The sequence below is a fragment of the Streptomyces longispororuber genome (assembly GCF_024448165.1).
Lineage (GTDB): Bacteria > Actinomycetota > Actinomycetes > Streptomycetales > Streptomycetaceae > Streptomyces > Streptomyces longispororuber_A.
On the sequence record NZ_JAMOLN010000101.1, the window covers coordinates 1 to 21,448 of the forward strand.

20 protein-coding genes and 1 pseudogene are annotated in these 21,448 nt (G+C 72.0%); 13 read left to right on the top strand and 8 right to left on the bottom strand.

Features of this window, described 5'->3' with window-relative positions; translation table 11 throughout:
• The first annotated feature begins 3 nt into the window (after positions 1-3).
• From M4J07_RS26155 to M4J07_RS26175, 5 genes are all read left to right on the top strand, one after another.
• A complete protein-coding gene (locus M4J07_RS26155) occupies positions 4-669 on the top strand; it encodes an SDR family NAD(P)-dependent oxidoreductase (RefSeq protein WP_255975494.1) in 666 nt (221 codons plus the stop codon).
• A 57-nt stretch (positions 670-726) separates the two neighbouring features.
• On the top strand, positions 727-1,140 hold the full coding sequence (locus tag M4J07_RS26160; RefSeq protein ID WP_255975465.1) for a (R)-mandelonitrile lyase: 414 nt from the start codon (positions 727-729) through the stop codon (positions 1,138-1,140).
• Between the two features lie 108 nt (positions 1,141-1,248).
• Positions 1,249-2,037: an IclR family transcriptional regulator gene (locus tag M4J07_RS26165; protein WP_255975466.1), complete on the top strand. Its 789-nt coding sequence runs from the start codon at positions 1,249-1,251 to the stop codon at positions 2,035-2,037.
• Between the two features lie 72 nt (positions 2,038-2,109).
• A complete protein-coding gene (locus M4J07_RS26170) occupies positions 2,110-3,072 on the top strand; it encodes a PDR/VanB family oxidoreductase (RefSeq protein WP_255975467.1) in 963 nt (320 codons plus the stop codon).
• An 89-nt stretch (positions 3,073-3,161) separates the two neighbouring features.
• Positions 3,162-4,391 (top strand): cytochrome P450, encoded by a 1,230-nt coding sequence (locus tag M4J07_RS26175; RefSeq protein ID WP_255975468.1) that lies wholly within the window; start codon positions 3,162-3,164, stop codon positions 4,389-4,391.
• Between the two features lie 66 nt (positions 4,392-4,457).
• Here the strand turns inward: M4J07_RS26175 and M4J07_RS26180 are convergent, their stop codons facing one another.
• Positions 4,458-5,162, bottom strand: coding sequence for a DUF4232 domain-containing protein (locus M4J07_RS26180; RefSeq protein WP_255975469.1), 705 nt, complete (start codon positions 5,160-5,162; stop codon positions 4,458-4,460).
• Positions 5,163-5,287: 125 nt separating this feature from the next.
• Positions 5,288-6,001 (bottom strand): annotated as a pseudogene (locus M4J07_RS26185) (NADH-quinone oxidoreductase subunit N); the annotation flags it as partial.
• Between the two features lie 138 nt (positions 6,002-6,139).
• On the opposite strand from M4J07_RS26185, the gene M4J07_RS26190 reads away from it, so the two are divergent.
• The 5 genes from M4J07_RS26190 to M4J07_RS26210 all read left to right on the top strand — a co-directional run bounded on the left by M4J07_RS26190 (position 6,140) and on the right by M4J07_RS26210 (position 9,137).
• Entirely contained in the window at positions 6,140-6,466 is a 327-nt protein-coding gene (locus M4J07_RS26190) for a PadR family transcriptional regulator (protein ID WP_255975470.1), read from the top strand.
• The gene (locus M4J07_RS26195; protein ID WP_255975471.1) at positions 6,463-6,819 is read left to right on the top strand and encodes a DUF1048 domain-containing protein; all 357 of its coding nucleotides are present in this window, start codon (positions 6,463-6,465) and stop codon (positions 6,817-6,819) included. Before M4J07_RS26190 ends, M4J07_RS26195 begins: the two co-directional genes overlap by 4 nt.
• A gap of 1 nt (position 6,820) precedes the next feature.
• On the top strand, positions 6,821-7,147 hold the full coding sequence (locus M4J07_RS26200; protein WP_255975472.1) for a DUF1048 domain-containing protein: 327 nt from the start codon (positions 6,821-6,823) through the stop codon (positions 7,145-7,147).
• Positions 7,148-7,338: 191 nt separating this feature from the next.
• Positions 7,339-8,334 carry an ATP-binding cassette domain-containing protein gene (locus M4J07_RS26205; RefSeq protein WP_255975473.1) on the top strand — a complete coding sequence of 332 codons (996 nt, stop codon included), beginning with the start codon at positions 7,339-7,341 and terminating at the stop codon, positions 8,332-8,334.
• A complete protein-coding gene (locus M4J07_RS26210) occupies positions 8,331-9,137 on the top strand; it encodes an ABC transporter permease (RefSeq protein WP_255975474.1) in 807 nt (268 codons plus the stop codon). Before M4J07_RS26205 ends, M4J07_RS26210 begins: the two co-directional genes overlap by 4 nt.
• Before the next feature lie 7 nt (positions 9,138-9,144).
• Here M4J07_RS26210 and M4J07_RS26215 read toward each other — a convergent pair whose 3' ends face one another.
• The 3 genes from M4J07_RS26215 to M4J07_RS26225 form a co-directional block, all read right to left on the bottom strand.
• On the bottom strand, positions 9,145-10,860 hold the full coding sequence (locus M4J07_RS26215) for a GMC family oxidoreductase N-terminal domain-containing protein (RefSeq protein ID WP_255975495.1): 1,716 nt from the start codon (positions 10,858-10,860) through the stop codon (positions 9,145-9,147).
• A gap of 22 nt (positions 10,861-10,882) precedes the next feature.
• A complete protein-coding gene (locus M4J07_RS26220; RefSeq protein ID WP_255975475.1) occupies positions 10,883-12,817 on the bottom strand; it encodes an AMP-dependent synthetase/ligase in 1,935 nt (644 codons plus the stop codon).
• A 116-nt stretch (positions 12,818-12,933) separates the two neighbouring features.
• Positions 12,934-13,554, bottom strand: a complete 621-nt coding sequence (locus tag M4J07_RS26225; protein WP_255975476.1) for a TetR/AcrR family transcriptional regulator — start codon at positions 13,552-13,554, stop codon at positions 12,934-12,936.
• A 125-nt stretch (positions 13,555-13,679) separates the two neighbouring features.
• Between M4J07_RS26225 and M4J07_RS26230 the strand changes: the two genes are divergently transcribed.
• The 3 genes from M4J07_RS26230 (at position 13,680) to M4J07_RS26240 (ending at position 15,975) form a co-directional block, all read left to right on the top strand.
• Positions 13,680-14,147 carry an SCP2 sterol-binding domain-containing protein gene (locus M4J07_RS26230; RefSeq protein WP_255975477.1) on the top strand — a complete coding sequence of 156 codons (468 nt, stop codon included), beginning with the start codon at positions 13,680-13,682 and terminating at the stop codon, positions 14,145-14,147.
• A gap of 18 nt (positions 14,148-14,165) precedes the next feature.
• A complete protein-coding gene (locus M4J07_RS26235; RefSeq protein WP_255975478.1) occupies positions 14,166-15,380 on the top strand; it encodes an acyl-CoA dehydrogenase family protein in 1,215 nt (404 codons plus the stop codon).
• A 94-nt stretch (positions 15,381-15,474) separates the two neighbouring features.
• Complete coding sequence (locus M4J07_RS26240) at positions 15,475-15,975, top strand: hypothetical protein (protein ID WP_255975479.1); 501 nt, start codon at positions 15,475-15,477, stop codon at positions 15,973-15,975.
• A 16-nt stretch (positions 15,976-15,991) separates the two neighbouring features.
• On the opposite strand, the gene M4J07_RS26245 is transcribed toward M4J07_RS26240, so the two are convergent.
• From M4J07_RS26245 to M4J07_RS26255, 3 genes are all read right to left on the bottom strand, one after another.
• On the bottom strand, positions 15,992-17,542 hold the full coding sequence (locus M4J07_RS26245; protein ID WP_374215083.1) for a vWA domain-containing protein: 1,551 nt from the start codon (positions 17,540-17,542) through the stop codon (positions 15,992-15,994).
• Positions 17,543-17,710: 168 nt separating this feature from the next.
• A complete protein-coding gene (locus M4J07_RS26250) occupies positions 17,711-18,604 on the bottom strand; it encodes an ABC transporter permease (protein WP_255975480.1) in 894 nt (297 codons plus the stop codon).
• Positions 18,601-21,300: an alpha/beta fold hydrolase gene (locus M4J07_RS26255; RefSeq protein WP_255975481.1), complete on the bottom strand. Its 2,700-nt coding sequence runs from the start codon at positions 21,298-21,300 to the stop codon at positions 18,601-18,603. Before M4J07_RS26255 ends, M4J07_RS26250 begins: the two co-directional genes overlap by 4 nt.
• Between the last annotated feature and the right edge of the window lie 148 nt (positions 21,301-21,448).

The following is a 21,448-nucleotide window of genomic DNA, read 5'->3' on the forward strand; positions in this document are numbered from 1 at the left end:
CCTGTGACCACGTTCGCCCTCGTCGGCGCGGGTCCCGGCCTCGGCCTCGCCGCGGCCCGCCGCTTCGGCGCCGCCGGGCACCAGGTCGCGCTGCTCGCCCGCAACGCCGAGCGCCTCGACGGTCTCGTCGCCGACATCACGACCACCGGGGTCCGGGCCCGCGGCTACACGGCCGACGTCCTCGACCCCACGTCGCTCACCACGGCTCTGCGGACCGCCGCCGGGGAACTGGGCCCGGTGGAGATCCTGCAGTACAGCCCTGTGCCACGGACCGACTTCATGAAGCCGGTCCTGGACACGGACGCGACCGACCTCGACGATCCGCTCGGCTTCTCGGTCAAGGGGCCGGTCACCTGCGTCCAGGCGGTCCTGCCCGGCATGCGGGCCCTGGGACGCGGCACGCTGCTGTTCGTCAACGGCGGCAGCGCCGTGCGCCCCCACCCCCAGCGGGCCGGCACCTCGATCGCGTTCGCCGCCGAGAGCGCGTATGCGGCGATGCTTCACACCGCGCTCGCCCCGGAGAACATCCACGCGGCCCAGCTGATCGTGCCGGGCGCGATCCGCCCCGATGCCGAGCACAGCAGCCCCGCAGCCCTGGCCGAGCGGCTGTACGCCCTGCACGCCGAACGCGACGGGTTCCGGCACTACGCCGAGCCGATGGCCGACTGATCCGGCACGGCCGCACCACCGCTCGCGACCTCTCCCACCGCATCGACAGGAAGCCCCATGGAATTCGTCAAGTCCCAGCCCACCAGCAAGGCCCCCGCCGACTGGTTCACCGGTGATGTCTGGTGGGACGTCGTCGTCGCCGGTCAGGCGCCCTCCCGGCTGCGGGCGAACCTCGTACGGTTCTCGCCCGGCGCCCGCACCAACTGGCATGCGCACGCTGTCGGCCAGACCCTGCACGTGGTCTCCGGCATCGCCCTCGTCGGGACCCGCGACGGCACGATCCTGGAAGCCCACCCCGGCGAGACCGTCAGCTGCCCGCCCGACGAGGAGCACTGGCACGGCGCCGCCGCCGACCGCTTCATGGAACACATCGCCATGTGGGAGGGCACCACGGACGGCTCCCCCGAGACCCGGTGGGCCGAGCCCGTCACGGACACCCAGTACGGCGGCCCGCGCGACCGCAACCAGTAGCGCGTTCTGTGGCGGCCGGGTGGGCGCAAGAAGAGGTCCTCGCCCGCCGACCGCTCGTAGCTGCACGGGCCTTGACCAGCCACGACCCACCCCACGCATCATGTCGAGGTGAGGGCGAGCAGCGGAGAGTCCGTACTGACCAGGGCCGTGCGCATTCTGGAGGCGTTCGATCAGACGGACCCGGTCCTGGGTGTCTCGGAGATCGCTCGGCGGACCGGGCTGCACGTGGCGACGGCCTCCCGGCTGGTGGCCGAGCTCGTCGCTCACGACCTGCTGGTCCGGGAGCCGGACCGGCGGGTCCGCGTGGGCATGCGGTTGTGGGAGCTGGGGACGCGGGCCTCGCCCGCGCTGCGGCTCAGGGTCGTCGCGATGCCCTTCCTCGAAGGGGTCCACGACGTCGTGGGCCAGCACGTGCAGCTCGGCGTGCTCGACGGCGGTGAGGTGCTGTTCGTCGAGCGGCTCTCGGCGCCCGGCGCGGTGATCAACTACACGCGGATCGCCGGCCGGCTGCCGCTGCACGCCTCCTCCAGCGGGCTGCTGCTCCTGGCGCACGGACCCGCCGCGTTGCGCGAACGCGTGCTCTCCGAGCCGTTGCCCCGCTACACCGACAACACCCCTTCCACCGGTACGGAGTTGCGGGCCCGGCTCGCGCAGGTGCGCCGGCAGGGATTCTCGTACTGTCCCGGTTTCGTGCACGACGACGCGCTCGGCGTCGCAGCTCCGGTCCGCGACGCACGGGGGACGGTGATCGCCGCCTTCTCGGTGATCGTCCCGAACGAGCCCGGTGCGGCAGCGGTCGTCCCGGTCGTCCGGACAGCCGCGCGCGGGCTCTCCCGTGCCCTCGGGGCGCAAGCCGCTGACGCGCCGGACGACACCGAGAAGTCGGTCTCTCGCTGAGTGAGAATGCCGTCGCGAAGGCGGTCGCGCGGCTCGCATGCTTCCCGCAACCCAACGACGGGAGGCGACACGGTGGTTGCTCAGGACGCGACTCAGGGTCTGGTGGTCGCGGCGAGGGAGGACGTGGCCGAGGGCGTCGTCGCACTCACCCTCACCCGGTCGGACGGGGCACGGCTGCCCGACTGGACGCCCGGCGCCCACATCGACCTGGTCCTCCCCGACGGCACGACGCGCCAGTACTCGCTGTGCGGTGACCGCTGGGACGCGTACCGCTACCGCATCGCCGTGCTGCGCGAGCCGGAGGGCCGGGGAGGATCCGCGTACGTCCATGACCGGCTGCGTCCCGGTGACCGGGTGGGTGTCGGCGGGCCGCGCAACAACTTCCCACTCGTACCGGCGGCGAAGTACCTGTTCGTCGCGGGCGGGATCGGCATCACGCCTCTCGTTCCCATGCTGCACCAGGCAGAACTCGTGGGAGCCGACTGGCAGTTGCTGTACGGCGGGCGGACCAGGGACTCGATGGCCTTCCGGGACGAGCTCGCCTCTGCCTACGGAGGCCGCGTGCACGTCGCCCCACAGGACGAGACCGGGCTCCTCGACCTGACCCACTGGCTCGGGACCGCGCCCACGGACTGCCCCGTGTACTGCTGCGGCCCGGCCCCACTCCTGGCGGCCGTCGAGGACGCGGTGCGCGCGACCGGCCGACCCCACCGCTCCCTGCGCACCGAGGTATTCACCGCCGCCGCGCAGGCGGCACCTGTCCGTGACACGCCCTTCGACGTCGAGCTGCGCCGCAGCGGGACCACCGTGACCGTCCCGCCGGACACGTCGGTGCTCGCCGCCGTCAGGGCCGCGGGCGCGGACGTGCTCTCCTCCTGCGAGCAGGGCACCTGCGGCACCTGCCTGACAACCGTCGTGGAAGGCCGCCCCGACCATCGTGACTCCGTGCTCGCCGACCACGAGCGCGCCACCGGCGACTGCATGCTGCTGTGTGTCTCCCGCTCCTGCGGCGACCGCCTCGTACTCGACCTGTGACCCGTACACCGCGCGCCCGTACGAGCAATCCACACCGAGCCACCTCAACCTCCGCACCCGCACCCGCACCCGCGTCACAAGGAGCCGTCATGACAGAGCCTTTGGAGCATGCAGTCGGCGCGGCGCCCGTCAGCGACGCCGACCCGTTCGCCGTCGATGTCTTGCTCGATCCCGAACCGCTGGCGCGTACGCTGCGCGAGACCGGACCGGTGGTGTACCTGGAGCGGTACGGCGTGCACGCGTTCGCTCGCTACGAGCAGGTGCACGCGGCGCTCACCGACTGGCAGAGCTTCGCTTCGGGGGCAGGTGCCGGGCTCGCCAACTTCCACCACGAGAAGCCCTGGCGTCCGCCGAGCCTGCTGCTCGAAGCCGATCCGCCGCAGCACGACGCTCCGCGCCGGGTCCTGCGCGAGATCCTCGCCCCTCCCGCGCTTCGACGGTTGCGGGCGAACTGGTTCGCTCTGGCGGAGCAGCTCGTGAACCAAGTCATCGACGGCCAGGGCGAGTTCGATGCGTTCTCCGAGCTGGCGAGGGCGTTCCCGCTGCGGGTTTTCCCCGACGCCGTCGGGCTCGGCCCCCTCGGCCGCGAGAACCTGCTGCCCTACGGCAACATGGCGTTCAACGCCTTTGGCCCGCGCAATGAGCTCGTCGCCGCGGACCTGCCTCGCATGGGCGATCTGTCGGCCTGGGTGGGTGCCCAGTGCCGCCGTGAGGCGCTCGCGGAGGACGGCTTCGGCGCGCGCATCTGGGCGGCCGCCGACCGCGGCGACATCACCCACGAACAGGCGCCGCTCGTCGTGCGCTCCCTGCTCACCGCCGGCGTCGACACCACCGTGCACGGCCTCGCCGCGTGCCTGTACGCCTTTGCCACGCACCCCGAGGAGTGGCAAAGGCTGCGCGAGCGGCCCGAGTTGGTGCGGATCGCGTTCGACGAGGCGGTGCGCTGGCAGTCGCCGGTGCAGACCTTCTTCCGTACGGCGACGCGCGACGTCACGATCGCGGGAACGACGGTTCCCCGCGACACCAAGATCCTGATGTTCCTGGGCGCGGCCAACCACGATCCCGGGCGCTGGCACCGGCCCGACCGCTTCGACCTCACCCGCGATCCGTCGGGCCACGTGGGATTCGGCATGGGCCTGCACCAGTGCGTCGGCCAGCACGTGGCCCGGCTGGAGGCGGAGGCGTTGCTCACCGCGCTCGTGCGGCGCGTGGAGCACATCGAGCTCGCGGGCCCTCCGCGACGGCATCCGAACAACACGCTGCGCTCCTTCACGGCGCTGCCGGTGCGGATGCGCACGGCCGGTCGCACGGCCGCGTAGGCGGCAGGGCTCCCGCCCACGGTGGTCGCCCGTCGGGTTCAGCAACCACCGCAGCCGGGCACTTCGCTACTTCGTCGTGTGCGTGGGGTAGACCTCGACGTCGGTGTAGGCGCCCTTGATGTCCCCCGCGCCCTCGGGCCACTTCAGGGTGACGGTGTGGGTCTCGTTCGGGGGCGTCACCAGGATCTCGGTCGGGGTCGCGAGGCTGTTGCCGCTGCTGTCGATGGTGTACGCCAGGTCGAAGACGGCGGCGTCACCGGGCTTCAGGACGGTGACGCGCGGCTGGGCGTGGCCACGGGCGATGGGGCTCGTGGTGTGGTCGGCGTCGGTGATGTCGACGCCCGGGAAGCCCGTCGCCGAGCAGGTGGTCGAACCCCGGTTGATCATGGTGATGTTGATCCGGCCGGCCTCCGCGTCGGGCGCCGCGTCCTGGGCGTCGATGGCCAGGTCCGCCGTCTTGCAGAACGTGACCTTTCCGCCGGTCGCCGCCCCGCCGTTGTTCCCGGCGGCTCCCGCCCCGGAGCCCTTCCCGGAGTCGGTCTTCGCGTTGCTGGCCTGCTGGTTGCCCGAACCGGAGCCGCCGCCCGCCTTCGCCCCGTCGTCCGGGGACGAAGAGGACTCCGAGGACGCCGAGGAGGAAGGCGAGGACGCGGACGACGCGGAACCCTTGGACGACGAGTCCTTCCCCGAGCCGTCGCCGCCGCAGGCGGTGAGCGACAGGGTGGCGGCGACGCCGACGGCGGCCAGAGCGGCGATACGGGTGTGCTTCACGGTGTTCCCCCAGAACGAGCGCGGTGCGTGTGGTCGGAAATATTTGTATCTCGCACCGAGTCACAGGCGGTCCTCCGACGCGTCTTCGTTCTGTCACAGGGTTCTGTCACAGGCATCGAAGCGCCTCAGCGAGCCAGAGCCCCGTCGAGCAGATCGAGTACCGGCACCCCGGCCGGCCCCAGCACCACCGATCCGGCAGCCGCGGCGTACGCGACCGTCGCCGCCGGTCTGCGGGCGCTCGGCGGCGGAGCCGTGGTCGCGCCCGTGGTGAGCGTGGGCGCGATCCAGCGCAGGTAGGAGAAGAGCGAGGCGACCGTGTTGAGCGCGGCGACGACGGCGAGCCAGGCGTACCCGCCGTCGAACGCGGCGCTGAACACCTCCAGCTTGCCCAGGAACACGGCGGTGGGCGGGGTTCCGACGAGCCCCAGGAGGCAGATCACGAGCGCGCCCGCCGGCGCCGGGTGACTGCGGGCCGCACCGCGGTAGTCGTCGAGGGTGCGCAGCCCGGGCAGCGCGCAGACGACCGCGAAGGCGCCGAGGTTCGTCAGCGCGTAACCGGCGAGGTAGAACAGCACGGCCGGCTGGGCGAGCGGGGTCCGTCCCGCGACGGCGACGGGCATCAGCAGGTATCCGACCTGGCTGATCGCCGAGTACGCGAGCAGCCGTTTGACGTCCTGCTGGTGGAACGCGGCGAGGTTGCCGAGGGTCATCGACGCGGCGGCGAGCACGGCGACGAGCGGGGCCCACGGCACGTCCGAGCCGGCGACGGCCTCGGCTCCGAAGCGGAACAGTGCGGCGAGCGCGCCGATCTTCGGCAAGGTGGTGAGGACGGCGGTGACCTAACGAGGAGTGGGATCGGCGGCGGGGGCGGTGGGGACCGGCGATGCGCATGAGCACTGGCCGCCCCCACTACTCGGTGATACCGTATAGCGGTACTCGGTACTACGCAGTACCGACAGTGCCGAGGAGGATCCGCAGTGGACGATCTGACGGAGATGCTGAAGGGCACGCTCGAAGGATGCGTGCTCGAGATCATCAGCACCGAGGAAACCTACGGGTACGCCATCACCCGCCAGTTGAACGACCTCGGCTTCGCCGACGTCGTCGAGGGCACGGTGTACACCATCCTGCTGCGCCTTGAGAGGAACGGACTCGTCGAGGTGACGAAGCGGCCGTCCGGGGTCGGCCCGCCGCGCAAGTTCTACGCGCTCAACGACGCCGGCCGCGAGCAGCTCGCAGGCTTCTGGACGAAGTGGCAGTACCTCTCATCGCGCATCAACAAGCTGAAGGAGGGCGGGAGATGAACTTCTGGGAGACCATCACCGGCAGCGATCTCACCAGGGACTGGAAGGCGTTCGAAGTGCGGGCCGCGGCCCTGCCCGACGACCACCGGGCCGCGTGGGAACAGATCAAGGCCAACCTCTTCCCCCACGGGAACTTCACCGGCCGCAACCTCATGCCGATCCTCGATGCCGCCCTGGGGCTGCTGGAGGAGACGTCGGCGGACGGGCAGAGCGTCGACGAGGTGCTCGGCGACGACATCCCGGGCTTCTGCACGGCGCTGGTCGGCGGAGAGGGAGCCCGTACCTATCGCGACCGCTGGCGCGAGCAGTTGAACAGGAACGTCGCCAGGAAACTGAGCCGGCTGGGAGGCTGACATGGGCATCCAGGACATCATCGAGGGCAAGAAGCAGTGGCGAGCGCACACCGCCCGGGTCAAGGCGCTCCCGCCGGACTACCAGATCGTCTACAAGGAGATGCAGAAGTACCTGTTCAAGGTCGGGCCGGTCGACCTCTTCGAAGGGGCCCTGCTCTCCGAGATCGTCGACTTCTTCGAGGAAGGCGTCGCCGCGGGCAAGGGGGTGGTGGAACTCATCGGCACGGACGTCGCCGCGTTCTGCGACGGCCTGATCAAGGACTCCCGCACCTACGCGGACGTCTACCAGGAATCCCTCACCAAGGAATCCGACGCAGCCGAGAAGTAGCACCCTGCTGCAGGACGCCCGAAGCCGCCGCAGATCCTGTTCACGCCGCTCGGCTTACAGGTCTGCGGCGGGCAGGCCATCCACCCGACACGCCTGCAGAGGCTGACGACTGACATGCAGTCACGGACCGTCGCCCTGCCCCCCGGCTCGGGTCAACTCCCTGAATATTCGACCTCCCAAAGGAAGTCGTCATGCCTTCATCTGTCATGCACACATCCACTATGAACAGCGGTCACCCGTCCCGTACGGCCGCGGTCTCAGCCGTCGGACTGCGCAAGTCCTACGGTGACAAGACCGTCCTCGACGGCATCGACCTGCACATCCCGGCCGGCTCCGTGTTCGCCCTGCTCGGACCGAACGGCGCCGGCAAGACCACCGCCGTCAAGATCCTCTCCACCCTCATCAGGGCCGACGGCGGACAGGCCCAGGTCGCCGGACACGACGTCGCCGCCGCACCCGACGGCGTCCGCGCCGCGATCGGTGTCACCGGCCAGTTCTCCGCCGTCGACGGACTGATCACCGGCGAGGAGAACATGCTCCTCATGGCCGACCTCCACCACCTGCCCAAGCAGGAAGGCCGCCGCGTCGCCGCCGAGCTCCTCGAACGCTTCGACCTCACCAAGGCCGCCAAGAAGCCCGCCTCCACCTACTCCGGCGGCATGAAGCGCCGCCTCGACATCGCCATGACCCTGGTCGGCAACCCGCGGATCATCTTCCTCGACGAGCCGACCACCGGGCTCGACCCCCGCTCCCGCCACACCATGTGGGGCATCATCCGCGAGCTCGTCAACGACGGCGTCACCGTCTTCCTCACCACCCAGTACCTCGACGAGGCCGATGAACTCGCCGACCGCATCGCCGTGCTGAACAACGGCAAGATCGCCGCCGAAGGCACCGCCGACGAACTCAAGCGCCTCATCCCCGGCGGCCACATCCGGCTCCGCTTCACCGACCCGGCCGCCTACCACACGGCCGCCGCCACCCTCCGCGAAGTCACCCGCGACGACGACGCCCTCGCCCTGCAGATCCCCAGCGACGGCAGCCAGCGCGAACTCCGCTCCATCCTCGACCGGCTCGACTCCGCCGGCATCGAGGCCGACGAACTCACCGTCCACACCCCCGACCTCGACGACGTGTTCTTCGCCCTCACCGGCGGCACCGACCACACCAAGGAGACCGTCCGATGAGTGCCCAGCTCGCCACCGCCCACCGCCCCTCCCGGTTCTCCCTCGCGGTCCGTGACTCGTCCACGATGCTGCGCCGCAACCTCCTGCACGCCCGGCGCTACCCCTCACTCACCCTGAACCTGCTGCTCACCCCGGTCATGCTGCTCCTGCTCTTCGTCTACATCTTCGGCAGCGCCATGAGCGGCGGCGCGGGCCGCGACGCCTACATCGCGTACGTCGTCCCGGGCATCCTGCTGATGACCGTCGGCTCCACCGTGGTGGGCACGGCCGTGTCGGTCGCGATGGACATGAGCGAGGGCATCATCGCCCGCTTCCGCACGATGGCCATCCACCGCGGCTCGATCCTCATCGGGCACGTGATCGGCAGCGTGCTCCAGTCGGTCGTCAGCGTGGTGTTCGTGGGCGCCGTCGGCGTCGCCATCGGCTTCCGGTCCACCGACGCCACCGTCCTGGAGTGGGTCGCGGCCTTCGGTCTCCTGGTGCTCTTCGCCACCTCGCTGACCTGGATCGCCGTCGGCATGGGACTGACCAGCCCGAACGCGGAGGGCGCCAGCAACAACGCGACCCCGCTGATCCTGCTGCCGCTGATCTCCAGCGCGTTCGTCCCGCTGCACTCGATGCCGGGCTGGTTCCAGCCGATCGCCGAGTACCAGCCCTTCACGCCCGCCATCGAGACCCTGCGCGGCCTGCTCCTCGGCACCGAGATCGGCAACAACGGCTGGATCGCCCTCGTCTGGTGCGTGGCGCTCATCTCGCTCGGCTACTTCTGGTCGAAGTCGGTCTTCGACCGCGACCCGAAGTAGCCGAAGGTCAGAACCGCAGCTCCCCATGGGCGCCCGCCGGCACGGCGGGCGCCTTCGGCGTGACCGGCCTCAACTCCCGGTACGGGGCGCCCTGTTCGGGCCGCGGGTCGCTCTCACCCCGGTTCGGCCAGTACGCCATCGCCCGCTCGGCCTGCGCCGTGATGGTCAGGGAGGGGTTGACGCCGAGGTTCGCGGAGACCGCCGAGCCGTCGACGACCGAGATGCCCGGATGGCCGTAGAGCCGGTGGTAGGGGTCGATGACGCCGCTGCGCTCCGAGTCGCCGATGACGCAGCCGCCGAGGAAGTGCGCGGTGAGCGGTTTGCCCAGCAGCTCGCCGAGGTTCGTCCCGGCGAAGCCGTTGATGGACTCGGCGATCAGGCCCGCCGCCTGCCAGCCTTCGGGAATGTGCACGGGGTTGGGCCGCCCGTGCCCCTGCTCCGCGGTGAGCGCGCCCCTTCTGGTGAGGCCCGTGGTGAGCGAGTTGTCGTGGGTCTGCATGACGAGCCCGATGATGGTCCGCTCGGACCAGTGGCGCAGGGCGACGGTCCGGGCGACGAGCACCGGGTGGGAGAGGAACGCGAGGGCGGCGGCCAGGGGCTTGGGCAGGTTCTGCCGGTACTGCGGCACGCAGATCAGGGCCATGAGGTTGGAGCCCTTGCCGTAGCGGACGTTCTCGATGTGGGTGTTCTCGTTCGGGTGGACGGAGGAGGTGATGGCGACGCCGCGGGTGAAGTCGACGTCCCGCCGCCCGAGCCTCCGCGGCCAGGTCAACGCCCCCACCAGCGCTTCGGAGTTGGTGCGGGTCAGCACGCCGAGGCGGTCGGACAGGCGGGGCAGGGTGCCGTCGGCCTTCATGCGGTGCAGCAGGGTCTGGGTGCCGTACGTGCCCGCGGCCAGGACCACGCGACGGGCGCGCAGGACGGTGCGGCGGCCACGGCGCGGCCTGTTCGTGGGGACGGTCGTGACCTCGTAGGTGCCGTCGTCCCGCTCGCGCACCGAGGTGACGGTCGTCAGGGGCCGCACCTCGGCGCCGGCCCGTTCGGCGAGGTGGAGGTAGTTCTCCGTGAGGATGTTCTTGGCGCCGACGCGGCAGCCGGTCATGCAGGAGCCGCACTCGGTGCAGGCGGCGCGGGCGGGCCCGGCGCCGCCGAAGTAGGGGTCCCTGACCTCCGCGCCCGGCGGAGCAGTTGCGCTGCCGTCGGCGTCCTTGCCGTCGCCGAAGAAGACACCGACGGGGGTGAGCCGGAAGGTGTCCCCCGCGCCCATCCGGCCGGCCGCGTCGCGCAGCAGCTCGTCGGCCTCGGTCGTGGTCGGGTTGGTGCGTACGCCGAGCATGCGGCGGGCCTGGTCGTAGTACGGGGCGAGTTCGGTGCGCCAGTCCGTGATGTCCGCCCACTGCCGGTCCCGGAAGAACGCGGGCGGGGGCACGTACAGCGTGTTGGCGTAGTTGAGCGAGCCGCCGCCGACGCCCGCCCCGGCGAGCACCATCACGTTCTTCATGAGGTGGACGCGCTGGATGCCGTACAGGCCGAGGCGGGGCGCCCACAGGTAGTCGCGCAGCTTCAGGGACGTGCGGGGCAGGGTGTCGCGGGTGTAGCGGCGGCCCGCCTCCAGCACGCCCACCCGGTAGCCCTTCTCGGTCAGCCGGAGCGCGGAGACGGAGCCGCCGAAGCCGGAGCCGACGACGAGGACGTCGAAGACGTCCAAGTCGTCGGCGTTCATGGGGGCCTCGGTGTCCGTGGGCTCAGGCACCGTACAGCTCCTCGATCTCCCGCTCGTACGCCGCCGTGACGGCCCGCCGTTTGATCTTCAGGGAGGGGGTGAGCAGTCCGTTGTCCTCGGTGAACTCCCCTTCCACCAGGGCGAACTTGCGGATCGACTCGGCTCGCGAGACGGCCTCGTTGGCGTAGTCGACGGCCCGCTGCACGGCCGCGACCATGCGCGGGTCCCGGATCACCTCGGACATCGGGGTGTCGGCGGGGAGTTTGCGCACGGTCAGCCAGTGGGCGACGGACTCGGGTTCGAGGGTGATGACGGCGCCGACGTAGGACCGGTTGTCGCCGACGACGATGCACTGGCCGACCGGTGAGCGGCTGCGCAGCCGGTCCTCCAGGACGGCGGGCGAGACGTTCTTGCCGCCGCTGGTGACGAGGATGTCCTTCTTGCGGCCGGTGATCGCGAGGTAGCCGTCGTCGTCGAGCGCGCCGAGGTCGCCGGTCGCGAACCAGCCGTCGGCGTCGAGGACTTCGGCGGTCGCCGTCTCGTTCTGCCAGTACGCGCCGAAGACGATGCCGCCCCTGACGAGGACCTCGCCGTCGTCGGCGATCCGGATCGTGGTGCCGGGCACGGGCAGGCCGACGGTGCCGGGCCGGGGCCGCAGAGGCGGGGTGATGGTGGCGGCGGCGGTCGTCTCGGTCAGGCCGTAGCCCTCGTAGATGACGATTCCGGCGGTGTAGAAGAACAGGTTGAGGCTGCGGTCGAGCGGGGAGCCGCCGCTGATCGCGTACCGGAGGCGGCCGCCCAGCTCCTTGCGGACGCGGCGGTAGACGAGCAGGTCGTAGAGGCCCGTGGCGAGGGTGAGGCCGAGCGAGGGGCCCTTGCCGTTCTTCTCCAGGAAGCGGGCCAGGTGCTCCTCGCCGAACCGCACCGCGATCCGGTCGGCCCGCTCGAAGGAGGCGCCGCGGCCGATCTTCTCGGCGGTGGCCCGGCCGGTCTCGTGGATCTTCTCGAAGAGGTACGGGACGCCGACCACGAACGTCGGCCGGAACGAGCGGAGTTCGGGCCGCAGCTCGTCCGGTTTGATGCTCGGGCAGTGGCCGAGCTCGATCCGGGCGAGCAGGCACGCCACCTGGATGGTCCGGCCCAGGATGTGCGCGAGCGGCAGGAAGAGCAGCGTCGAGGCGGTCTGCCCGGTGATGGCCTTGAAGATGGGGTGGAGCAGCTCGACCGTGTTGGCGGCCTCGGCGTGGAGGTTGCCGTGGGTGAGGACGCAGCCCTTGGGGCGGCCCGTCGTCCCGGAGGTGTAGCAGACGGTGGCGACGCTGTCGGGGGTCAGGGCGGCGCGCCGCTTGGTGACCTCCTCGTCGGGGATCTCCCGTCCCGTGGTGGCGAGTTCGAGGACGGCGCCCGCGTCGAGCTGCCACATGCCCGGCCGGTCGGCGTCGGGCAGGGCGGCGAGTCCGGCAGCGGCTGTGGCGACGTTCTCGGGCGTCTCCACGATGAGGATGCGGGCGCCCGAGTCCCGGACGATCCACTCGATCTGCTCGGCCGACGAGGTGGCGTAGATGGGGACGGTCTGGCCGCCGGCCGCCCAGATCGCGAAGTCGAGGACCTGCCATTCGTAGCGGGTCCTGGACATCAGGGCGACCCGTCCGCCCGGTTCGAGTCCGGCGGCGATCAACCCCTTGGCGGCGGCGGTGACTTCACGGGCGAAGGCGGCCGCGGTGACCGGTTTCCACTCGCCGGCCTCCTTGCGCCGCACCACGACGGCGTCCGGTTCCTCCGCGGCGTTCACGAAGGGGATGTCGGCGGGGGTGGACCCGTCGGCGGGCGGTTCGGCGAGCGGCGCGACGCGCGCCTCGCGGACCACGCCCCGCTCGTCCCTGACGAGTTCGACGGTGGCGCGGTCGGCCAGGTCGCTGCGCTCCCTGGCCCGCTTCAGATCCTTGCGTACGCCCATGACGGCTCCCGGTCGCGCGGCGGCACGTGCTGGTACTTACTCGGGGGTCAACTTACCGACGCGTAAGGAAAATTCAATGGGTCGTACGGGAATTGGTCCGCGGCCGACGCGGCAGGTCACGCCTGCGGCAGCCACGCCTCGCCGTCGAGCACGTCACGCATGCCCACCCACACCATGTTCATCAGGCGCAGGGTGATGCCCTCCGGGGACTGGTCGGGGTTGCGCTCCATCCAGTCGGTGAGCGAGTCGGCCGCGCCCACCAGCGCGTGGGCGACGAAGTCGGCGTCCTGGTCGCCCAGTCGGGAGCCGCGGCCGCTGTCCGAGATGCCGTCCCTGATCAGCCCGGCGACCTCGCCCATCACCGCGCGCCGGGCCTCGGCGACGGCGTCGGCGATGGCCTCGCTCAGCTCGGAGGCCTGCCGGTGCAGCACCACCCAGCTGTCGCGGTGCGCGGCGACGAACGCGAAGAAGGCCGAAAGCCCTGCGTAGAGCCGGAGTTCGGGCGCGGCGCCGGCGCCGCGCGCGGCCTCCTGGAAGGCGCTGACGAGCCGCTCGGCCTCGCGCCGCAGGCACGCGAGGAACAGCCCTTCCTTGGAGTCCAGGTACAGATAGACCATCGGCTTGGAGATCCCGGCGAGTTCGGCGATCTCGTCGACCGCGGCCGCGTGATAGCCGCGCTTGGCGAAGACCCGCACCGCCACGTCGATGATCTGCTGCTCGCGCACTTGCCGCGGCACGCGCTTCCGGCGCCCCGCCGTGCGCCCTTGAGCTGCTCCCGATGTCCCCGTCACCCTTGTCAGCCTACCTACGTCGCCGTAACCTTACCAATCAGTAAGTTTACTAAACAGTAAGGAGCATGGGCATGAGCGGTGCCGACGAGATCGCGGCCCTCGACTTCGCGAGCGTCACGCCCGAGGAGTTCGCGCGGATCGTGAAGGGCCTGTCCGCGAAGGAGATCAGCACGATCGCCCAGGACGGCGCGCTGCGCACGCGCATCCTCAAGGAGGTCTTCGGGCGCATGGAGCGGCAGTTCAAGCCGGATGTCGCCGGATCCCTCGAGGCGGTCGTCCGCTGGAAGATCACCGGCCAGGGCGACAACCCCGAGGTGGTCTACGAGACGCGGATCAGCGGCGGCGCGTGCACGGTCACCGAGGGCCGCTCGGAAGGCGAGCCGCGGGTCACGCTCGTCATGGGCGACGCGGAGTTCCTCAAGCTGGTGTCGGGCAACTCCTCGCCCGTCACGATGTTCATGATGCGCAAGGTGAAGATCGCGGGCGATGTGGCGCTCGCCTCGGGGCTGACCCGCTACTTCGACATTCCCAAGGCGTGAGGGGAGACACCGTCCGTCATGGTTTTCTCCCTTGAACTGAGCGAGGAACAGCGGGACCTGCGCGACTGGGTGCACGGGTTCGCCGTGGACGTGGTGCGGCCGGCGGCCGCCGAGTGGGACGAGCGCGAGGAGACGCCCTGGCCGGTGATCCGGGAGGCCGCGAAGATCGGCCTGTACGGATTCGAGTCGCTCGCCGAGCTGTTCGGCGACCCGAGCGGCATCTCGCTCCAGATCGCCAACGAGGAGCTGTTCTGGGGCGACGCGGGCATCGGCATGGCCCTGTTCGGCACGTCGCTCGCGGTGGCCGGGATCTTCGCCTCCGGCACCCCCGACCAGCTGGCCGAGTGGGTGCCGCAGTGCTTCGGCGACGAGGCGGACCCGAAGGTGGCCGCGTTCTGCGTGTCCGAGCCGCAGGCCGGTTCGGACGTCGCGGCGATGCGGACGCGGGCGCGGTACGACGAGGCCAGGGACGAGTGGGTGCTCGCCGGCCAGAAGGCCTGGATCACCAACGGCGGCATCGCGAACGTGCACGTCGTCGTCGCCTCCGTCGACCCCTCCCTGGGCTCCCGCGGGCAGGCGGCGTTCGTCGTGCCGCCGGGCACCGCGGGCCTCGAAGGCGCCAAGAAGATACGGAAGCTGGGGCTGCGGGCGTCCCACACGGCCGACGTCTTCCTCGACGACGTCCGCGTCCCCGGCCACTGCCTGCTCGGCGGCAAGGAGAAGCTCGACGCGCGGCTCGCCCGCGCCCGGGAGGGCACCGCGGGCGGGCGCGGCCAGGCCGCGATGTCCACCTTCGAGGTGAGCCGGCCGACCGTGGGCGCGCAGGCGCTCGGGATCGCCAGGGCCGCCTACGAGTACGCGCTGGAGTACGCGGGCGACCGGGAGGCGTTCGGCCGCCCCATCATCGAGAACCAGGCGATCGCGTTCGCCCTGGCGGACCTGCGGACCGAGATCGAGGCGTGCCGGCTGCTCATCTGGCAGGCGGCGTGGATGGCCCGCAACGACAAGGTCTTCGACGCGGGGCAGGGCTCCATGTCGAAGCTGCGGGCCGGTGAACTGGCCGTCGCCGCCAGCGAGAAGGCGATCCAGGTGCTGGGCGGCGCCGGGTACAGCCGGGAGCACCCGGTGGAGCGGATGTACCGCGACGCGAAGATCTACACGATCTTCGAGGGCACCAGTGAGATCCAGCGCCTGGTGATCGCGCGGGCCATCTCGGGGCGGCAGATCCGCTGACGGGTGCGGCGGGGGCCGTCGGCGGTCGCGCGCCCGGCGACGGCTACCCTGACGGCCGCATCCGCCGACACCCGCCGCCGGAAGGGGCACGAACGTGACGGGACCAGACCGGACCACCGGCCTCGGCAGCCTGCTGGACGAGCTCGCCGCCGCCGGCGGGGCGCACGTCCGCCACGGACTCCTGTCCGCGCCGCCCGACCCGGCGACGTGGCTGGAGCACCTGGCCCCCGAGATCCGCACGGCCGCCGTCGCGGAGCACGAGACCTGGGCGCGGGTCGACACCCACGTCCAGCCGCCGACCCCGCTCCCCCAGATCCGGGCCGGCCTCGAGCCCGTCGCCGCGCCCGAGGCGACCGCGCATCTGACGCGGTTCGCCTCGACGTCCCTGCTGTGGGACGTGCCGTCGATGGACGCCGGCCGCGCCCGGGACCTGGCGTCCCGGGTGGTCGCCGAGCTCGGCCCGACGGCCCGCTGGTGGTCGAACCACGACGGGTACTCCTCCTCGTACGGCCTGACGGGCTGCACGGTCGACGGCCTGGTCGCGGGCACCGACGGCGCCCGCTTCGCGCTGCTGCTCCGGGCCGAGATCGACTGAGCCGGGGGCGGGCCGCCTACTGCCGCAGCTGGTCCGCCTGCCGCACCGACTTCGCCAGGGCGCGTACGTCCGAGTCCTCGGTCTCGTCCGCCAACGCGCCCACGTAGGCGGAGAGCCGGCCCAGCGACGGCTCGCCGGGGAACGGCTCGTCCGACGCGCCGCCCAGGCGGTGGGCGAAGTAGGCCGCGGCGGCCGAGACGCGCAGGCGCGGCGTCGTGCCGTGCGACCACAGGGAGCCGTTGAGCGCGGAGACCGCGACCGAGCCGGACTGCTCGCGGGGCGCGCGGCTGGACGGGTCGAGCCAGCGCACGGTGGCCGTGGCCACCTCGCCCTCCGCGCCGTCGCGCAGCTTGACCGCGTACAGCGCCGTCACCGTGTGGCCCGGGCCGATCTCGCCGCCGTCGACCCGGTCGTCGCGGAAGTCGTCGTTCGCGACGCGCCGGTCGTCGTAGCCGAGGAGCTTGAACTCGGCGACCGCGTCCCGGTCGAAGACGACCTGCGCCTTGGCGTCCCGCGCCCGCAACTCGACGTTCGTGGGCAGCTGTTGGACGAAGACCTTGCGGGCGTCCGAGGGCGACGAGACGTACGTGGTGTTGCCGTCGCCCTTGTTCGTGAGCTGCTCCATCAGCGCGTCGCCGTAGTCGCTGCCGACGCCCACCCCGAAGAGGGTGATGCCGTGGTCGCGGCGGGCCTTCGCGATGCGTTCGAGGATCGAGTCGGCGTCCGTGTCACCGGTGTTGGCGAGGGCGTCGGAGAGCAGGACGACCCGGTTCGTGGCGCCGGACCTGGCGCCCTCCACGGCGGTCGCGTAGCCGGTGCGGATGCCCGCGCCCAGGTTGGTCGAGTCGGTGGGTTCGAGGGTGTCGACCGCGTTCCTGACGCGCTCGCGGACCTCGCCGCCGGGCCGGCCGATCCGGGTCATCGGAAGGACCGTCCTGGCCTCGTCGCTGAAGGTGACCAGGGCGATCGAGTCGTCGGCCCGGAGCTGCCCGGTGAGCGTCGACAGGGACGTCTTGACCAGGTCGAGGCGGCCCGGCTCGCCCATCGAGCCGGAGATGTCGATGACGAACGTGAGGGCCGCGGGCGGCCGTTCACCGGACGCCGGGGCCTGCGCCGTCGCGAGACCGACCCGCATCAGGCGCCAGCCGTCCTCGCCGGTGCGGGCGCCGTCCACGGTCACCGAGAAGCCGTTGCCCTCGGGGCGCGGGTAGTTCTGCCGGAAGCTGTTGACGAACTCCTCGGGCCGCACCGTCCCCGGCTCCGGCAACCGCCCCTCGTCGAGCGTGCGGCGCGCGTACCCGTACGAGGCGGTGTCGACGTCCAGGGCGAACGTCGACCGGTAGTCGGGCGCGGCCTCCTTCCCCGCGCTCGGGGCGACGGAGGCCGCGGGCTCGTCGGCGGCCCGCGGGCCGCGCGCCTTGCTGTCCGCGCTGTCCGCCGCGCCGCCCGGGCCCCCGCACCCCGTCAGCAGCAGCCCGCCGACGAGCCCCGCGGCGAGCAGCGCCCCGCCGCGGCGGCGCAGCCGCACCCGTATCCGCATCCCCGTGCCGTCCGGACCGTTCCCCATGCCCGCCCCTCCCGCTGCGTCATGCGCCGGTGGTACCGGCGCCTTGTGACTGTGACGCGCGGGGCGGCCCGAGTGTTCGACCCGAGCGATTGCGCCTTGGCCTCAAAGCGGTTACGGGGGACGGCAGTTGTGACCGGTGGGTGATCCTCCGGAGACCGCGCCGTCGCGTTACGACACGATGTCCTTGCGGGCGAAGCCACGGAACGCCAGCGCGAACAGCACCACCGCGTACGCCACCGACACGGCCGTGCCCTGGATCATGCCGCTCCACTCCGGCTGCGGCTGGATCACATCCGCCCAGGCGAACTGCCAGTGCGCGGGCAGGAAGTCCCGCCAGTCGCCGAGGGCGGTCACCGCGTCCAGCACGTTCCCCACGATGGTCAGGAACACCGCGCCGCCGACCGCGCCCAGCGGGTTGTCGGTCTTCGTCGACAGCCAGAACGCGAGGCCCGCCGTGACCAGTTGGGACACGAAGACGTAGGCGATGACGACGACGAGGCGCTGCGCCGCCGTGCCCGCGTCCAGCGACCCGCCGGTCGGGATCTCCAGCGGCCCCCACCCGTACGCGACGGTGCCCACCGCGAGCGCGACCACCGGCAGCAGCACCATCGCGGCGAGGCTGAGCCCGAGCGCGACGGTCAGCTTGGACCAGAGCAGCCGGGCCCTGGGCACGGGCGCCGCGAGCAGATAGCGCAGGCTCGACCAGTTCGCCTCGGAGGCGATGGTGTCGCCGCAGAACAGGGCGACGGGGATGACGAGCAGGAACCCGGCGGACACGAACAGGCACGTCGCCGCGAAGTTCGCGCCGGACGCCGTCGCCGTGTCCATCAGCGTCACCCGGCCGCTGCGTCCGCCCGGGTCGCCGCCGATGGCGAAGGCGACGACGAGCACGAACGGCAGCAGGCCGAGCACGGCGCCCATGACGAGGGTGCGGCGCCGCTTCACCTGCCGGACCAGCTCGACGCGGAGCGGCAGGGTGCGGCCCGGCCGGTAGCCGTGGGCGAGCTCGGGCCCCCCGGTGCCGCTGTGGTGTCCCGTAGTGCCGGTGCTGGTGGTCGTCATGCCGGCTCCCCTCCGATCAGCGTCAGGAACGCGTCCTCCAGGCGGCGGTGCGGGCCGACGGCCGTCACCGGTACGTCGAGCCGGACCAGGTCGGCCACCAGGACGGCGGCCGATCCGGTGGCGGTGAGCCTGACCAGCAGTCCTTCGTCGACGCGCACCGCCGACTCCACTCCGCCGAGCGCGCCGACCTTCTCGACCAGCGGGTCGGCGATGTCGGCGGCGAGACCGATGAGCAGGGTGCCGCCGGAGCCGACGATGTCCGCGACCGGGCCCGCCTGCACCAGCCGGCCGCGGTCCATGACGACGAGGTGCGTGCAGGACTGCTCGACCTCGGCGAGGAGATGGCTGGAGACGATGACGGTGCGGCCGGCCCGCGCGTACCGGATCATCACCTCGCGCATCTCGCGGATCTGCGGCGGGTCGAGCCCGTTCGTCGGCTCGTCGAGGATCAGCAGGTCCGGCAGGCCGAGCATGGCCTGCGCGATGGCCAGGCGCTGCCGCATGCCCTGCGAGTACGTGCGCACGGCGCGGGCCAGGGCGTCGCCGAGGCCGGCGATCTCCAGGGCCTCGTCCAGGTGCGCGTCCTCGGGCGGCCGGCCGGTGGCCTTCCAGTACAGCTCCAGGTTCTCCCGGCCCGACAGGTGCGGCAGGAAGCCCGCGCCCTCGACGAACGCGCCGACCCGGGAGAGGACGGGCGCGCCCGGCCGGATCGCGTGCCCGAAGACGCGGATCTCGCCCTCGTCGGGCCGGATGAGGCCCATCAGCATGCGCAGGGTCGTCGTCTTGCCCGCGCCGTTCGGCCCGAGCAGGCCGAGGACCTGGCCCTTCTCGACGCGGAAGGACAGGTCACGGACCGCGTACCGGTCGGCCGACTTCGCGTACCGCTTGCTCAGGTCCGTGATCTGCAGCGGGACCTCGGCGAGCGCCGGGTCGGGGGCGGGCGCGCTCGTCCGGCGGCGCGCGGTCAGCAGCAGGCCCGCCGCGACGGCGACCGCCGCGACCGGCAGCCACCACACCCAGGCGGGCAGCGGCGCGGCCGCGGTCTCCACGCTCGGCGCGGTGGGCAGGCTCAGCCCGCCGCTCACCGACACCTCGTACGTGGCGGGCTTCACCGGGGACGCGTAGCCGAGGTCGGTCGAGGAGACGACGAGCCGCAGCCGGTGCCCCTTCTGCACCTGGTGGTCGATCGCCGGGAGCGTGATCCGCACGTCCTTGCCCGCGCCGCCCGCGCCCGTCACCTTCACCGGCGACACCAGCTGCGACGGCAGCACCTCGCGGGCCCCGCCGGGCCCGGCGTCGTACACCTTCGCGAACAGGACGGCGGTGCCGGTCGAGGACTTCACGTGCGCGGTGACGGTCGGCGAACCGGTGATGCGCACGGACCTGCCCAGCGGCGCCGAGTCGAACCGGGCGAACTGGCCCGGGAAGTCGAGCGCGACGCTCAGGCCCAGCGACGAGGAGAGCGATGACACGCTGCCGAGCCCGGGCACCGCAGAGATCGACGGCGGGCCGCCGCCCGGCGGGTTCTGGAACGTCTCCGTCGCCGACTTCAGCGGCACGGACACCCGCTTCTCGCCGCGCAGCCCCGGGTACGTGTCGCTGCTCGCGCCGCGCAGGGTGGCCGCGCCGTCCGTGGAGTCGACGCCGCCGGTGCGGGTGACCCGGAACGCGGGCCCGGTGCCGGCGCCCTCGTCGTCCTTCAGGTACCGGTCGAACCAGGACGCCACCCGGCCGCCGACCCGGTCGATCTCCATGTCGCCGCCGTCGTGCCCGCCCGCCAGCCAGTCCACGTGGACGGGCGCGCCATTGGCCTTGATCTGCCGGGCCATCGCGTCGGCCTGGCCCAGTGGGAACAGCGAGTCGCTCTGGCCCTGCGCGATCAGCGTGGGCACCTTGATCCGGTCGCCCACGGCCGACGGGCTGCGCTCCTCCAGGAGCTTGCGGGCCGCGGCGTCCGGCTCACCGGCGACCGCCACCCGCTGGTACATCGCGCACAGCTCCTGCTGGAACCGGCCGCATTCGAGGCCCGCCTCGCTGGTGCGGGCGCCCAGGTCCGCGGACCCGGAGGTGAAGAAGATGCCCGTCCACAGCTTCTTGAAGACGTCGTCGGGGAACAGGGCGTCCGCGAGGTTCCAGTACGTGATCTGCGGGGCGATCGCGTCGACCCGGTCGTCGTGCGCGGCCGCGAGGAGGGAGACCGCTCCGCCGTACGAGGCGCCGGAGACGCCCACGCGCGGGTCGCCCGCCTTGTCGAGCCGTACCTCCGGGCGGTCCGCGAGCCAGTCGATGAGCCGGGAGACGTCGGCGACCTCGCCGTCCGCGTCGTTCAGGCCGATCTTCCCGGTGGACTTCCCGAAGCCGCGGGCGGACCAGGTCAGCACGGCGTACCCGTGCCGGGCGAGCTTCTCGGCCTCGCCGCGCACGTCGTTCTTGCTGCCGCCGAAGCCGTGCGCGAGCAGGACGGCGGGGCGCCTGTCGTGGCTGTCGCCCGTCGTGAAGTACGAGGTGTCGATGCGGACGCCGCCGGGCATCGGCATCATCCGGTCCTGGCGGTGCACGGGCGGGGCGTCGTCGGATGCCGCCGCGGCGGTCCAGGTTCCCGCGCCGGCGAGCACCACGACGGCCGCTGCCGCGGCGATCCAGCGCCTCGGGCCGCCCCGTACTCGCTCGCGCCATGCGCGCACTCGTAGATCCATGCGTCAACCGTAGGCGCCGCCGCCTCCGCCCACGGCAGCCCCCGGGCGGAACCGGGCCCCCTCCACCAGTAGTACGGTTCCGCCCCGGTCTACCGCGGCTGGTGTACCCCGGTGGGCCACGCTCTCGTCACGGGCCGCGGCCCGCCGG